This is a genomic window from Streptomyces sp. NPDC019224 (assembly GCF_040632605.1).
Lineage (GTDB): Bacteria > Actinomycetota > Actinomycetes > Streptomycetales > Streptomycetaceae > Streptomyces.
Genome location: NZ_JBEYCF010000017.1, coordinates 1 through 14,849 on the forward strand (window position 1 = coordinate 1; position 14,849 = coordinate 14,849).

At 71.5% G+C, this 14,849-nt stretch carries 12 protein-coding genes and 1 pseudogene; 8 read left to right on the top strand and 5 right to left on the bottom strand.

The genetic code is table 11. From position 1 onward, the window contains the following. Positions 1 to 147 precede the first annotated feature (147 nt). Positions 148 to 2,220, bottom strand: coding sequence for a SpoIIE family protein phosphatase (locus tag ABZ564_RS13575; RefSeq protein ID WP_360854542.1), 2,073 nt, complete (start codon positions 2,218 to 2,220; stop codon positions 148 to 150). A gap of 198 nt (positions 2,221 to 2,418) precedes the next feature. Between ABZ564_RS13575 and ABZ564_RS13580 the strand changes: the two genes are divergently transcribed. The 4 genes from ABZ564_RS13580 to ABZ564_RS13595 all read left to right on the top strand — a co-directional run bounded on the left by ABZ564_RS13580 (position 2,419) and on the right by ABZ564_RS13595 (position 7,282). After that, positions 2,419 to 4,308, top strand: a complete 1,890-nt coding sequence (locus ABZ564_RS13580; RefSeq protein ID WP_360854545.1) for a rhamnogalacturonan lyase — start codon at positions 2,419 to 2,421, stop codon at positions 4,306 to 4,308. Positions 4,309 to 4,501: 193 nt separating this feature from the next. After that, on the top strand, positions 4,502 to 5,143 hold the full coding sequence (locus tag ABZ564_RS13585) for an HAD family hydrolase (protein ID WP_360854548.1): 642 nt from the start codon (positions 4,502 to 4,504) through the stop codon (positions 5,141 to 5,143). 98 nt (positions 5,144 to 5,241) lie between these two features. Next, positions 5,242 to 6,405: a helix-turn-helix transcriptional regulator gene (locus tag ABZ564_RS13590; RefSeq protein WP_360854551.1), complete on the top strand. Its 1,164-nt coding sequence runs from the start codon at positions 5,242 to 5,244 to the stop codon at positions 6,403 to 6,405. Between the two features lie 121 nt (positions 6,406 to 6,526). After that, positions 6,527 to 7,282, top strand: a complete 756-nt coding sequence (locus ABZ564_RS13595; RefSeq protein ID WP_360854554.1) for a 2-phosphosulfolactate phosphatase — start codon at positions 6,527 to 6,529, stop codon at positions 7,280 to 7,282. Between the two features lie 163 nt (positions 7,283 to 7,445). On the opposite strand, the gene ABZ564_RS13600 is transcribed toward ABZ564_RS13595, so the two are convergent. Beyond that, on the bottom strand, positions 7,446 to 7,817 hold the full coding sequence (locus tag ABZ564_RS13600; RefSeq protein WP_360854557.1) for a hypothetical protein: 372 nt from the start codon (positions 7,815 to 7,817) through the stop codon (positions 7,446 to 7,448). 1,095 nt (positions 7,818 to 8,912) lie between these two features. Here ABZ564_RS13600 and ABZ564_RS13605 point away from each other — a divergent pair. Further along, a complete protein-coding gene (locus tag ABZ564_RS13605) occupies positions 8,913 to 9,014 on the top strand; it encodes a hypothetical protein (RefSeq protein ID WP_360854898.1) in 102 nt (33 codons plus the stop codon). Positions 9,015 to 9,141: 127 nt separating this feature from the next. Here the strand turns inward: ABZ564_RS13605 and ABZ564_RS13610 are convergent, their stop codons facing one another. After that, complete coding sequence (locus ABZ564_RS13610) at positions 9,142 to 10,032, bottom strand: helix-turn-helix transcriptional regulator (protein WP_360854559.1); 891 nt, start codon at positions 10,030 to 10,032, stop codon at positions 9,142 to 9,144. Between the two features lie 209 nt (positions 10,033 to 10,241). On the opposite strand from ABZ564_RS13610, the gene ABZ564_RS13615 reads away from it, so the two are divergent. From ABZ564_RS13615 to ABZ564_RS13625, 3 genes and pseudogenes are all read left to right on the top strand, one after another. Then, positions 10,242 to 11,219, top strand: coding sequence for an aldo/keto reductase (locus ABZ564_RS13615; protein WP_360854562.1), 978 nt, complete (start codon positions 10,242 to 10,244; stop codon positions 11,217 to 11,219). A gap of 48 nt (positions 11,220 to 11,267) precedes the next feature. Then, positions 11,268 to 11,390, top strand: a pseudogene (locus tag ABZ564_RS13620) (IMP dehydrogenase); the annotation flags it as partial. A 55-nt stretch (positions 11,391 to 11,445) separates the two neighbouring features. Further along, positions 11,446 to 12,297 carry an aldo/keto reductase gene (locus ABZ564_RS13625; protein WP_360854565.1) on the top strand — a complete coding sequence of 284 codons (852 nt, stop codon included), beginning with the start codon at positions 11,446 to 11,448 and terminating at the stop codon, positions 12,295 to 12,297. Between the two features lie 90 nt (positions 12,298 to 12,387). Here the strand turns inward: ABZ564_RS13625 and pgm are convergent, their stop codons facing one another. Next, positions 12,388 to 14,028: a phosphoglucomutase (alpha-D-glucose-1,6-bisphosphate-dependent) gene (pgm, locus tag ABZ564_RS13630; protein ID WP_360854568.1), complete on the bottom strand. Its 1,641-nt coding sequence runs from the start codon at positions 14,026 to 14,028 to the stop codon at positions 12,388 to 12,390. A 46-nt stretch (positions 14,029 to 14,074) separates the two neighbouring features. Next, the gene (locus tag ABZ564_RS13635; protein ID WP_360854571.1) at positions 14,075 to 14,809 is read right to left on the bottom strand and encodes a 4'-phosphopantetheinyl transferase superfamily protein; all 735 of its coding nucleotides are present in this window, start codon (positions 14,807 to 14,809) and stop codon (positions 14,075 to 14,077) included. Between the last annotated feature and the right edge of the window lie 40 nt (positions 14,810 to 14,849).

The following is a 14,849-nucleotide window of genomic DNA, read 5'->3' on the forward strand; positions in this document are numbered from 1 at the left end:
ACACCCTCGCCCCCGGGCGCCCCCCGCCCGGCGGCCCCCCTCCGACCCTCGCGGCCCCGCCGGGGCCCTCCCCCGCGCCGCCGCCCCCCCCACCGGCCGGGGTGCGCCGCACCCGTATGTGCCGAGACGTACGGGAAGCACCGGCCGTCAGAGGTCCTCGTCCGGGATCTCCTGCTCCGTCCACAGGGCCTTGCCCTCGGTGCTGTACCGGGTGCCCCAGTGGGTGGCGAGCTGCGAGACGATGAACAGGCCGCGCCCGCCCTCGTCGACCGTCCGCGCGTGGCGCAGGTGCGGGGCCACCGGACTGGTGTCGTGGACCTCGCAGGTGAGGGTGCGGTCCAGCAGCACCCGCAGATGCAGGGGCGGCGTCCCGTAGCGGACGGCATTGGTGATCAGCTCGCTGACGATCAGTTCGGTCGCCTCGATGGTGCCCTCGTCGAGGTTCCAGCCCTCCAGCCGGTCCCGGACCAGGGTGCGGGCGACCGCCGGCGTCGTCCGGTCGTGGGCCAGCTCCCAGGTCGCCACCCGCTCCGCCGGCACCACGCCGGTCCGGGCGAGCAGCAGCGCCGCGCCGTCCGGATCGACCTCGGCCGGCAGGTTGTACACGATGGCGTCGCACAGCTCCCGCAGCCGGCGCTCCGGGAAGGCCAGGGCCTCCCGCACCCGTTCCACCGACCGCTCCTCGGGCAGCAGCGAACCGGTCAGGAACGCCAGCACACTGCCCTCCTCGAGACGCACCGAGCCGGTGGCGAAGGGCGCGCTGTCCTCCGAGAAGAGCGCGGGCCCCTCCGGCACGTCCAGGGCGAGCGGGCTGCCGTCGGGCCCGACGACGACCGGTGCGGGATGCCCGGCGCGTGCCACCGTGCACACCTGGGTGAACGGGTCGTAGACCGCGTACAGGCAGGTCGCGGTCAGCGGCTGGCGGTGCAGCGAGTCCCCGGGCGGCAGCGACCGGCGCTCGTCCACCAGCCGGTCGGCCGTGTCGTTGAGCCGGGCCAGCACCTCGTCGGGCTCCAGGTCGAGCCCCGCCAGGGCGTGGATGACGGTGCGCAGCTGCCCCATGGTGATGGCGGTCTGCAGTTCGTGTCCGTCCACGTTTCCGATGATCAGCGCGGTCCGGGCGCCGGAGAGCCCGATGGTGTCGAACCAGCAGCCGCTGTTGTGCCCCGGCAGCAGCACGTGCGCGGTCTCGATCGCGACGCGGGTGCCGTCGTGCTGGGGGAGGAGCCGGCGCTGGACGGTCGAGGCGATCACGTGCTCGCGGGCGTAGCGCAGCGCGTTCTCGATGCTCAGCGCCGTGTGGGCGGCGGCGGTCAGCGCGAGGGTGAGGTCGCGCTCGTTGTACGGATCGCCCCGGTGCCGGTACAGGCTCACCAGGCCGAGGACGGAGCCGTGCAGTTTCAGCGGGACCACGAGCAGGGAGTGCGCGCGGGTCGCCTCCATCATCCGTCGCGTCGCCGGGTCGGCGTCCAGCCACGGTGTGTCCGGACCCAGTTGGACGAGCCGCGGCCGCAGATCGGTGACGGCCAGGGCGAAGGGGGTCCCTTCGGGCAACTGGCGCAGCTCACCGACCAGGCTTTCCGGCACCGCCCCGGTACCCCGCACCGCGGCCCGGCGCAGCGGGACGTCCCGGCCCAGCGGGCTCAGCGGCGGATCGGCGCCCCGCAGCACCTCGTCCACCACCTCGACCACGGCCAGGTCGGCGAAGGCGGGGACCATCGCCGATACGAGCCCCTGACAGGTCGCCGCCACATCGAGCGAGTGGCCCGCCCCTCTGCGTACCGCCGCCAGGACATCGGCCCGGACATGCGCCTTGTCCCGTTCGTCGACGTCGACCACGGCCGCGAGCAGACCGAGGGGATGCCCGTCGGCGCTGTCCAGGCGGTGCAGGGAGACGTTCAGGCTGCGGGAGGGGCCCGGGGCCGGGGCGACACGTCCGCGGAGCGGGTGGTTGGTCACCGGCGCGCCCGTCTTCAGGACCTGGCGCAGCAGGTGCTCCGTCTCGGCGGGATCCTCGAGCAGATAGGCCTCGGTGAAGTGCAGACCGATGAGCTCGTCGGGGTCCACCGACTCGGCCAGCGCGTTGATACGGACCACCCGCAGCTCCGTGTCCAGGACATGCAGGCCCACCGCGAACTGGCTGAACAGCGTGTCCAGCAGCGCCCTCGCCAGGTCGTCGCCCATGTCCGCGCCAGAGGCCGTGGCACCGGTGTCCGACACGTCGCACCCCCAACGGGCTTCGCCACCTGTCGATCGGCAGCTCTCCGGACAGCCTGCGCGCGCCGGGGCCGCACCCGCCACCGCGCCGCGGCGAACGGGTGAGGCCGTGGCGTACGGGATTTCACATGGCGGCAACCTTTTCGGCACCGGCGGCCACTGAGAGGTACCCACCCACCCCCACTCCGGAAGGCACGTACCGTGGCTCTTGGGCATCCCCGCACTCCCCGCAGACGCCGCACCACCCGGACCCGCACCCTGCTCGGCGCCGTCACCGCCGGACTCCTCGCCGCCACCGCCCTGGTCGTCACCGGCCAGACCTCGCACGCCGCGACCGCGCGCCAGGCCGAGGCGCTGGACCGGGGCGTCGTCAGCGTCCACACCGACGCCGGGAACCTCATCAGCTGGCGCTGGCTCGCCACCGACGCCGACTCCGTCGCCTTCAACGTCTACCGCGCCGGTACGAAGGTCAACGCCTCGCCCGTCACCGGCTCGACCAACTACTTCCACGCCGGAGCCCCCAGCTCGGCCGACTACACCGTCCGCGCGGTCGTGAACGGCGTCGAGCAGGGCGACTCCGTGCACGCCATCCAGTTCCGGGCCGGCTACAAGGACGTGCCCATCAGCCCGCCCCCGGGCGGCACCACCCCCGACGGCGTCGCCTACACCTACGAGGCCAACGACGCGTCCGTCGGCGACCTCGACGGGGACGGCGCACTCGACTTCGTACTGAAGTGGCAGCCGACCAACGCCAAGGACAACTCCCAGTCCGGCTACACCGGCAACACGATCGTGGACGGCGTCAAGCTCGACGGCACCCGGCTGTGGCGGATCGACCTGGGCCGCAACATCCGCTCCGGCGCGCACTACACCCAGTTCCAGGTGTACGACTACGACGGCGACGGCAGGGCCGAAGTGGCGATGAAGACCGCCGACGGCAGCGTCGACGGCAGGGGCACGGTCATCGGCAGCGCCTCGGCCGACCACCGCAACTCCTCCGGCTACGTCCTGTCCGGCCCCGAGTACCTCACCATGTTCAACGGCCTGACGGGCGCCGCCATGGGCACCGTCGACTACGTCCCCGCACGCGGCACCGTCTCCTCGTGGGGCGACAGCTACGGCAACCGGGTCGACCGCTTCCTCGCCGGCACCGCCTACCTGGACGGCGGCAGGCCCTCGCTGATCATGGCCCGCGGCTACTACACGCGTACGGTGATCGCCGCCTGGGACTGGCGCGGCGGGGCCTTCACCCGGCGCTGGACCTTCGACACCAACAGCTCGACCAACACCGGCAAGGGGTACGACGGCCAGGGCAACCACCAGCTGTCGGTCGCCGACGTCGACGCGGACGGCAAGGACGAGATCGTGTACGGATCCATGGCGGTCGACGACAACGGCAGCGCCCTGTGGACCACGAAGAACGGCCACGGCGACGCCATGCACGTCGGCGACCTGGACCCGGCGCGACCGGGTCTGGAGGAGTTCAAGGTCGACGAGGACGGCTCCAAGCCCTCGTCCTGGATGGCCGACGCGAAGACGGGCCAGGTCCTCTGGTCGACGCCCGCCGGCGGCGACAACGGACGCGGCGTCAGCGACGACGTCTGGGCGGGCAGCGCGGGCGCCGAGTCCTGGTCGTCGGCGACCTCCGGGATACGCGACCCGCACGGCACGGTGGTCGCGAGCCGCAAGCCCTCCAGCACCAACTTCCTGGCCTGGTGGGACGGTGACACCACCCGGGAACTGCTGGACGGCACCCACATCGACAAGTACGGCACCTCCGGCGACACCCGGCTGCTGACCGGCGCCTCGGTCCACTCCAACAACAGCACGAAGGCCACCCCGGCCCTCTCCGGCGACCTGTTCGGCGACTGGCGCGAGGAAGTGGTCTGGGCGACCACGAACAACACCGCGTTGCGGATCTACTCCACGCCGTACGAGACCACCACGAGGATCACCACCCTGCTCCACGACACCACCTACCGCACCGCGCTGGCCTGGCAGAACACCGCCTACAACCAGCCGCCGCACCCCGGCTTCTTCATCGGGAACGGCATGGCGACCGCCCCTAGGCCCCTGGTGTGGACCCCCTGAGCTGCTGAAACGCGGCATCTGATGGAGCGAGGCGGCGGCTGCAAGCGGATCGCTCGCAGCCGCCGCCTCCCTTTGTCAGGCTGTCGGCTCATAGCCGGCCGGTCAGCGACCGCGCGGCGGCAGGTATCGGAGGAGTGGACATGGGATCAGAGTAGAGCCGCACACCGACAACGCCCCCACGTAGGGTCGGAGCGTGATTGAGACCATCGTCTTCGACGTCGGCGAGACCCTAGTCCGCGACGACCGCTACTGGGCCTCATGGGCGGACTGGCTCGACGTGCCGGCGCACACGCTCAGCGCCCTGGTCGGTGCCGTCGTCGTCCAGGGGCGGGACAACGCAGACGCCGTCCGGCTCCTCCGACCAGGCATCGACATCGCCGCCGAGTACGCCGCCCGAGAAGCAGCCGGCCGTGGCGAGCAGCTGGGCGAGCAGGACCTCTACCCGGACGTTCGCCCGGCTCTGACAGCCTTGCGTGAGCGCGGGGTTCGCGTGGTCGTGGCCGGCAACCAGACCGGGAAGATCGGAGAGTTGCTGCGCGCCCTCGACCTGCCCGCTGATTTGGTGGTCATGTCCGCCGACTGGGGTGTCGCAAAGCCCGCCCCGGCGTTCTTCGCGCGCGTCCTGGACGTATCCGGGGCCGGCCCGGAGTCAACCCTGTACGTGGGCGACCACCCCGCCAACGACATCATTCCCGCGAAGGCCGCTGGTCTCCGAACCGCGCATCTTCGCCGCGGACCGTGGGGGTACTGGTGGGCCGACGACCCGGACGTGCGGGACGTGACGGACTGGTCGATCGACTCACTGACCGACCTGGTTGACCTCGTGGGCAGGTGACGGGGCCCGGCTGCCTGAGGGCCGAGCCCGTCAGTTCGCCTGCCTCGCCGGGAATCGGCGAGTAAATTCGGGTTGTGCCACCCACTCCACCGGGCCCCGTGGGCCGACGCATCGCGTACTACCGCAGCGTCGCCCACCCGAAGATGACCCAGCAGCAGCTCGCCGACCGGGCCGGCGTCGCCCTCGGCACCATCCGCAAGATCGAGCGCGGGGAACGCGGCGTCACCGACCACACCCTCGACTCCATCGCCGCGGCACTCGGCGTAGACCCCGCCCGGCTCGTCGCCGACCGGGAGCACGTAGCCACCCGCATCCGTGACGCGCTACCCGCCGTGTCTGCGGCGATCGCCGCCTACGACGTCCCCGACGACGGCCCTGTCCGTCCGCTGCCTGAGCTGCGGACCGCGGTCGCACAGACCACTGCGTGGCGGCTGTCCGCCCAGTATCTGCAGATCGCCCGCACGGTCCCCGACCTGCTTGCCGAGCTCGCCCGCGCAGCCGCGGTAGCGCCGCCCGCGAACGCGCAGGAAACGGCTGGGCTCCTCGTCACCGCGTACCGGGCCGCCGACGCGGTCGCGTACAAGTACAGGGCCCGGGACCTCTCGGCCCGGCTCATCGAGTTGATGCGCTGGGCGGCCCCCGGTGCACAGGACCCGCTGCTCGCCGCCGCGGTGGGCTACGTTCGCACAGAGACGTTCTTCGCCGCCCACGCCCATGCCGCCGGACTACGGGCTTTGGAGCAAGCTCTCGACGCCTGCCCGATGCCCACCGCCCCGCAATCTACCGCTGCCCGGGGTGCGCTTCACATGCGGGCAGCCGTCATCGCCGGACGAGCCGGGCATGCCGACGCCGCGGACGAACACCTTGCTGAGGCACGTGCCTTGGGGGACCGGGTCCTGGAGGACGTCTACCAGGGCACAGCGTTCGGCCCGGACAGTGTCCGCATCCATGAGGTCAGTGTCGCCGTGAGCCTCGGCGACGGCCACGTTCAGCGGGCGTTCGACGTGGCCCGCGAGTGGAAGCCGTCGGCCGACCTGCCCGCCGAGCGCCGCAGCGGCTTCTACATCGAGCTCGCCCGCGCCCAGCTGTGGGGCGGGCTCATGGAGGACGCGTTCGAGTCCCTCAAGGTCGCTCGCCGGATCGCCCCGCAGCACACCCGCGAGCACCCATGGGTTCGGGAGGACGCGGCAACGCTTCGCCGTCTGAAGCGGGCCGACGCGGAGACGCTGACAAGTTTCGCCGAGTGGTGCCACGCCGACTAGTGCAACTCCGCGTTGATCCTGCGAGGGTCTGACGAGGGGTGCGGGGCTGCGGATGACTGCTCCGATGGACGGTTGCCCCCGCTGGTGTTGGTCTCTGGGCGCAATGGCATGGTCGTCAGCTATGGACGATTGGTTTCTGCAGACAGGCAGTGGGGCGCGATTCGATTGGGGGCCCGTCGGCGCGCAACGGCTCGCTGCGGGTATCGCGTGTTTGGTGCTCGTCGACGTGTTGTCGTTCACGACCTCGGTGACGGTGGCTGTGGAGTCCGGGACGCGAGTCTTCCCGTTTGGCTGGCGTGACGAGTCCGCGTCGAAGTTCGCTGATGAGATCGGCGCGCGGCTGGCCGTCGGGCGGCGCATGGCCACGCCGGCGTTGCCGTGGTCACTGTCTCCGACGGCGCTGAGAAGTGCTCCGTTCGCCCCGCGCCTGGTCCTGCCCTCTCCCAACGGTTCTTCGATCGCCGCCGCGGCCGGTGAGTCGATGGTGGTTGCGGGTTGCCTGCGCAACGCGTCAGCGGTGGGCCGTTGGCTCGCCCGGCACGGTTACGGAACCCTCGACCGCCCGGTCGCCGTGATCGCCTCGGGCGAGCGATGGCCCGACGGCAGCCTGCGCCCGGCGCTGGAGGATCTGCTCGGCGCCGGAGCGGTCCTCGCGGCCCTGCGGAATCAGGGTGGCGGCCCGCTGTCGCCCGAAGCAGCCGCCGCAGCCGACTGCTTCGAGGCGACGCCGGACGTCATGACCGCGGTCACCAGCAGTGCATCCGGCCAGGAACTCACGGACGGAGGCTTCGCCGGGGATGTGGACATCGCGACCGAACTGGACGTCTGCGACATCGTCCCGATCCTCACCGCCGGAGCGTTCACGGCAGCTGGATGACTACGCCTGGCTGGCTTCGACCGGCGTGGCGGTGAGTCAGCTCTTCACCAAGATGGCGACGAGGCCGGCCACGTTCCAGTTCGCCTCGGCGGAGTCGAGGGCACCGGGGCATACTGGTCGGCTGCCTCCGGCCTCGTCGGATCTGTCGAGCCCTAAGACGCCCCTACCTCGCCAACCATGCGTGATAGCGCGTACGTCCCAGTACGTCCCCACTGTGCACCGCCGCCACTACACCAACCACCGGCGTGGAAAGGAGCGTGAGAAGCATCGGTCCGTAGCCGCCGTCGGAGGCGACGGCCACAACAACGGCTTCACCGAGGTACATCGTGCCCGCGACACAGCCGGCGAGCAGCCCCCGCAACGGAGCTCGGGCGGCAAGCCATTCGGGCGACAGAGCAAGCGCCGCACCGGTTGCCGCACCGAGCAGGACACCAACCCCCAGGCTCCCTCCCACCATGACAATGCCCCGCATGAGACCTGTCAGGGCGTCGTGCAGGCCCGTGCGAAGCCACATCACCGCACCCACGAGCGCCATCGAGCCGAAGAGTGCCGCTGACGCCGACCCGATCCGTATCCCGAGCCGGACGCCCCGCCTTACTACAGCCCCAACCACCACGCACCCCCAGCTTGGCCACCCGTAACCCTACTTGGCGCATACCTGGGGCAGAGGGCGAGGTGTGGCCGCTTGCAGGCTGGTTGGGATGGCAGATCAACTACCCGGTCAAGGATCCGGGCAGAGCCACTAGGCGCCCCCGCTACCCCTCGCTGGGGTACTTGTGCCCCTGGCCGCCCTCCATGATCTGCCTGTCAGCAGGCACCGCGCAGATGGGACAGGGTATGAGTGCACCGACTCCCGCACCGGCCAGCGTCGTCGAGCAGCCGAGCTTCGCCCGATTACACGGCGAGGCGTGCTGGCACTGTGGCGCTGTCGCAGGGCCTCTTTTCCTGGCCGGGCAAGTGACCGTCGACGACGGCCGCGCCTGGACGGTCATGGCCTGCGCAGCCCACGAAGGCAGGCCGGCATGACTACGAGAGAACTCCCGCCGGTCACTGAACTGACCGAGGACCAGCAGCGTGGCCGGCATTGTGTGTGGTGCCAGGAGCGGCTTCGGCTCGGCGACGACATCAACCTCGGGGAACAGCGGGCCCGGCCAACGACTGGCGCCGCGTACAGCTGGTTTCCCCGGGCGTGCACCGATGCTGCCGCCTGCTCCGAGCGAGAGGCGGGCAAGCGATGACGGTGCGCACGGTAATCCGCCACGCGGACTGGACGATCGGTGTCGACCGAACCCCCGGCGCCTCGGGCCCCATCTACGAGATGGAGTGCACGACGTGTGGCGAGGCGTCGGACACAGCCGAGGAACGGACCTCGCCTGAGGACTGGGCGCTACGCCACACCGGCAGGCACACAGGCCACCGCGGATATCGCGCCATCGTGACGTCGTTCGTTCGCGTCGAGCCGGCTGTGGGTAACCCGCTGCACGGGGAGGGTGGTTGAGGGTCACCACGTGCGTGAGAGTTCTGGTCAGCGGCTGTATGCAGCGCCATGATCAACTGAAAGGAACTCAAAGAGGCGAGTTCAGACGTCATGAGAGCGCAGTAGAGGCGACTTCACGGAGACCGCACCGCGCTGGCCTGGCAGAACACCGCCTACAACCAGCCGCCGCACCCCGGCTTCTTCATCGGGAACGGCATGGCGACCGCCCCGAGGCCCCCGGTGTGGACCCCCTGAAGCACGGCTCGGGGTGAAGACTGCGAGCGGTCCGCCCGCAGTCTTCACCCGCACCGTCCGCCGCGTGGAGCGGCCGTCCGGCCGAGACGTCCTTCCGGGCCACGGGCTGTGACCGGGGGCCGGGCTCCTAGGTCTCAGTCGTGCTGTTCACAGCGTCCGCCGGACGCGGTGCGGTCATGTCGAGCAGGAGCAGGCCGTCGTGGTCGGGGCTGCCGGGTTCCGCCGTGTAGACGCCGATGCGCTGCCCGGGGGTGCCTTCCACCTGCAGTGACTGCGAGGTCAGGGTGAGCGTGCCGACCTGGGGGTGGCGGAACGTCTTGTGGGCGGGCTTGCGCCCGGTGACTTCGTAGCGTTCCCAGAGTCCGGCGAAGTCGGGGCTCTTGAGGAGGAGTTCGCCGACCAGGCTGGTGAGGTCGGGGGCGTCGGGGGCCGTGCCGGCGACGGCGCGCAGCCGGGCGACGCAGGCGGCGATCTGACGATCCCAGTCGGGGAACAGCTCCCGGGCCGCAGGGTGCAGGAAGAGGTAGCGGGCGAGGTTGCGGTACTTGACGGGCCAGTCGTCCAGGCCCGCGTACAGGGCGAGGCCCCCCGGGTTCCAGGCCAGCAGGTCCATGCTGCGGCTGATGACGTAGGCCGGGTTCGGGCGCAGCGATTCCAGGAGCAGCTTGAGGTGGGGGCGTACGGCCCGGCCGGGCGCGGGCGGCGGCGGAGCGTAGCGAGCCGCTCTGGCCGCGAGCTCACGCAGGTGCCGGTGCTCCTGGTCGTCCATGCGCAGGGCGCGGGCGAGTGAGTCGAGGACGGCGGGGCTGGGGCGGGTTTCCTTGCCGCGTTCCAGACGCACGTAGTAGTCGATGCTGATGCCGGCGAGGGTGGCCAGCTCTTCGCGGCGCAGGCCGGGGGTGCGGCGTACACCGGTGCCGACGGTGAGACCGACGTGCTCGGGGCTGGTCTGGGTGCGGCGGGCGCGCAGATAGCGGCCCAGCTCGGCGCCCTCGCTGTGCGCGCTCGTGGATGCCATACCTCCAGTCTCACGCGCCGCGGACCCCCGCGCGGCCGGGAGAGGGGCCCTGTCATTACCCCCGAAGAGCTCGCCCTGCCACACCGGAGCGATCCGGGTCAGGGTGGAAGAGCAGGACACCGGCACCCCGAGTGGCCGGCGCGGGCGCGGTCCGCCGGCCTGCACGACGATGAGGGTGCTGTACGACGCCACGACGCGAAGAGGGCGAGATGCGATACATCAAGCTGCGTGACCTTGAGGTTTCCCGGATCGGGCTGGGCGCCATGGGCATGTCCCACGGCTACACCGGCTCGGGCACCGATGACGCGGAGTCGATCAGGACCGTGCACCGAGCACTGGAGCTGGGTGTCACCCTTGTCGACACCGCCGAGATCTACGGTCCCTACACCAACGAGGAGCTGCTGGGCCGGGCGCTGAAGGGGCGCCGGGACAAGGTGGTGCTGGCCACCAAGTTCGGTCTGGTCTCGCACGGCGGCGAGGGCGCGTGGAACCTGGACTCCGGCCCGGCCAACATCCGCACCGCGGTCGAGGGCTCCCTGAAGCGGCTGGGCACCGACCACATCGACCTGTACTACCAGCACCGGGTCGACCCGAACACGCCGATCGAGGAGACCGCGGGCGCGGTCAAGGAGCTGATCGCCGAGGGCAAGGTGCGTGCCTTCGGGCTCTCGGAGGCCGGCCCGGAGACGATCCGACGCGCCCACGCCGTCCAGCCCGTCACCGCGGTGCAGTCCGAGTACTCGTTGTTCACGCGCGGCATCGAGGACCGCGTGCTGCCCGTCCTGCGGGAGCTGCACATCGGTCTCGTGCCGTTCTCCCCGCTCGGCCGCGGCTTCCTGACCGGCACGGTGCGCTCCACCGACCAGTTCGACGAGAACGACTTCCGCCGCGACAACCCCCGCTTCACCGGGGAGAACTTCCAGCGCAACCTGGCGCTCGCCGACGAGGTCAAGGCCCTGGCCGACGAAGCCGGTGCCACGCCCGGGCAGGTGGCCCTGGCCTGGCTGCTCGCCCAGGGCGACGACATCGCCCCCATACCCGGCACCAAGCGCGTGGCCCGGGTCGAGGAGAACACCGCCGCCGACTCCGTCGCCCTCACCGCCGAGCAGCTCGACCGGCTCTCCAGCCTGCCACCCGCCGCCGGCGACACCCACACCGAGGCCCAGGCCCGCATGCTCGAACGCTGATTCCTCCGCACCACCCCGTACGACCCCCGTTTGGAGCAGCAACCCCTCATGCGTGCAGCAGTGATGTGCGGAGCCGGTGACGTCCGCGTCGAGGGCCGGCCCGACCCGAAGATCGTCCAGTCCGCCGACGCCGTGCTGCGTGTCGTCGCCGCCTGTGTGTGCGGCAGCGACAAGGCTCTCATCCGCCCCTGACCACCCGCCCCCCACAGCGAAGGACCTCCCGCTCATGCAGACCGTCACCCTCAACAACGGCGTCGAGATGCCGCTCCTCGGCTTCGGCGTCTACCAGATCCCCGCCGAGGACACCGAGCGCGCCGTCTCCGAGGCCCTGGCCGCCGGCTACCGCCTGCTGGACACCGCCGCCGCCTACGGCAACGAAGAAGCCGTCGGCCGCGCCGTCAAGTCCAGCGGCATCCCGCGCGAGGAACTGTTCGTCACCACCAAGCTGTGGGTCCAGGACGCCCCCGCCCAGGACAACACCCGCCGCGCGTTCGAGACGTCTCTGACCAGGCTGGGCCTGGACCACCTCGACCTCTACCTGATGCACCAGCCCTTCGGCGACGTATACGGCCAGTGGCGCGCCATGGAAGCCCTGAACCGCGAGGGCCTGACGAGGGCGATCGGCGTCGCCAACTTCTACCCCGACCGGCTGATCGACCTGATCGTCAACAACGAGATCACTCCGCAGGTCAACCAGATCGAGACCCACCCCTTCTTCCAGCGCGCCGGCTACCAGGACCTCATGCGCGAGCACGGGGTGCAGATCCAGTCCTGGGGCGGCTTCGCCGAAGGCAGGAACGACCTGTTCACCAACCCCCTGCTCGCCGACATCGGCAAGGAGTACGGCAAGTCCGTCGCCCAGGTCGTGCTGCGCTGGCTCACCCAGCGCGGCGTCGTCGCCATCCCCAAGTCCGTGCGCGCCGAGCGCATGGCCGAGAACATCGACGTCTTCGACTTCCGGCTCACCGACGAGCAGATGGCCCGGATCGCCACCCTCGACACGGGCGGCTCCCTGTTCTTCGACCACCACGACCCCGAGATCGTCACCTGGCTCGCGGGACGCCGCCTGGACGCCTGACAGTGAGGATTAGCCATGGCATCGCCCGGCAGCCGGACGGCACCCGCCCCTCCCGGCGCACCGGCGTCGGGAGGGGCGGGTGCCGCCGGATCACGCCTCCAGCGCCGCCGAGACCACGGCCTTGGCCTCCTCCTGGACCCGGGCCAGGTGCTCGGCGCCCCGGAACGACTCCGCGTAGATCTTGTAGACGTCCTCGGTGCCGGAGGGGCGGGCGGCGAACCAGGCGTTCTCCGTCGTCACCTTGATGCCGCCGATCGCGGCGCCGTTGCCCGGCGCCGAGGTCAGCACGGCGGTCACCGGCTCGCCCGCCAGGGTGTCCGCGTCGACCTGCTCGGGGGAGAGGCGGGCCAGCACCGCCTTCTGCTCGCGGTCCGCCGGCGCGTCGATCCGGGCGTAGGCGGGCTCCCCGAACCGGGCGGTCAGCGCGGCGTAGTGCCGGGACGGCGACTCACCGGTGACCGCCTGGATCTCGGAGGCGAGCAGGGCGAGCAGGATGCCGTCCTTGTCGGTCGTCCACACCGACCCGTCCCGGCGCAGGAACGACGCCCCGGCCGACTCCTCGCCGCCGAAGCCCAGCGACCCGTCGGCCAGCCCGTCCACGAACCACTTGAAGCCCACCGGCACCTCGACCAGCTCCCGGCCGAGGTCGGCGGCGACGCGGTCGATCATGCCGGAGGACACCAGGGTCTTGCCGACGCCTGCCCCGGCCGGCCAGTTCTCCCGGTGCGCGTACAGGTAGTTGATGGCCACGGCGAGGTAGTGGTTCGGGTTCATCAGCCCGGCGTCCGGGGTGACGATCCCGTGCCGGTCGGCGTCGGCGTCGTTGCCGGTGGCGATCTGGTAGCGGTCGCGCTGCCCGATCAGCGAGGCCATCGCGTGCGGCGACGAGCAGTCCATCCGGATCTTCCCGTCCCAGTCCAGCGTCATGAACCGCCAGGTGGGATCGGTCAGCGGGTTGACCACGGTCAGGTCGAGCCGGTGCTGCTCGGCGATCCGCCCCCAGTACGCGACCGACGCCCCGCCCAGCGGGTCGGCGCCGATCCGTACACCGGCCCCGCGCACCGCGTCCAGGTCCAGGACGGAGGGCAGGTCCGCCACGTACGTGCCCAGGAAGTCGTACCTGCCGGTCGTGGGGGCGGCGAGCGCCCGGGTGTACGGCACCCGGCGGACGTCCTTGAGCCCGCCCGTGATGATCTCGTTGGCCCGGTCCTGGATCCAGCCGGTCGCGTCCGACCCGGCCGGCCCGCCGCTCGGCGGGTTGTACTTGAAGCCGCCGTCGCCCGGGGGGTTGTGGGACGGGGTGACCACGACCCCGTCCGCGAGGCCCGAGGCGCGGCCGCGGTTGTACGTGAGGATGGCGTGCGAGACCGCGGGCGTCGGCGTGTACCCGTCCTCGGAGTCGATGAGGACCTGTACGTCGTTGGCGGCGAACACCTCCAGCGCGGTGACCCGGGCCGGCTCCGACAGGGCGTGGGTGTCCGCCCCCAGGAACAGCGGCCCGTCCGTGCCCTGCTGGGCCCGGTACTCGCTGATGGCCTGGCTCGTCGCCGCGATGTGGTCCTCGTTGAACGCGGTGGCCGTCGACGAACCGCGGTGTCCCGAGGTGCCGAACGCCACGCGTTGGCCGGGCTCCGCCGGATCGGGGTGCAGCGCGTAATACGCCGTCACCAGCCGTGCCACATCGGTCAGGTCCTCGGGGCGCGCCTGCTGTCCGGCTCGTGCGTGCGGCATCTGCCACTCCTCCGTATCGGTCGGTCGGTGCGATCTGCCCGTGCGGTCATTTTCGCCGGTCGTGGCCGGCGGCGGGCGGGCGCCCCGCCGTGCCGACGGCCACCGCCGCCGCGTAGCCGGCGGGGACGGCGACATCGGCGACGGTCCAGCCCGGCGGGTCCAGCGGGCGCGGGCCGGTGCCCACGTGCTCGCGGTTCAGACCGCCCGCGAGGCCGACGCCCTCGCCCTTGAGGTACGCCTCCTTGCGGGTCCACACCCGGGCGAAGGCGGTGGGCCGCTCCTCCTGCGGCAGCGCGGCCAGCTCGGCGGCCTCGGCCGGGTGCAGCTGTCCCGTGATCTCCTCCACCACCCGCGCCTCGGGGACCTGTTCGACGTCCACCCCGACCGGTACGTCCGCGAACGCCAGCAGTGCGATGCCCCGGGTGTGCGAGAGCGAGAAGTGCACCCCGCCGCCGGTGGCCGGCCGGCCGTGCGGGCCGTCGCAGGACGGGCAGCGCTCCCGGGTCAGCCGTACGGCGTCCGGGGCGACGCCCTGGTGGGCGCCGAGCAGCAGGCGCAGGGCCACATGGGCGGCGGTGTAGCAGTCGCGGTCGGGCTGGAAGACGAGCTTCTCCAGCCGGGCGAGTTCCGAGGCGTCGAGGATGCCGGGAGCCAGTGACCGGGCGGCGTCGGACGTCCGGTCCGTGTCCACCAGCCAGATGGAGGGGGCGCCGGGCCGCCAGGAGGGCGCGGGCCCCCGGTAGCCGTCCTCGGTCAGCGTGAACTCGTGGGGCTGGTACACCGTTACGTCGTTTCCTCGGCGGGGACGGGCGCCGCGAACG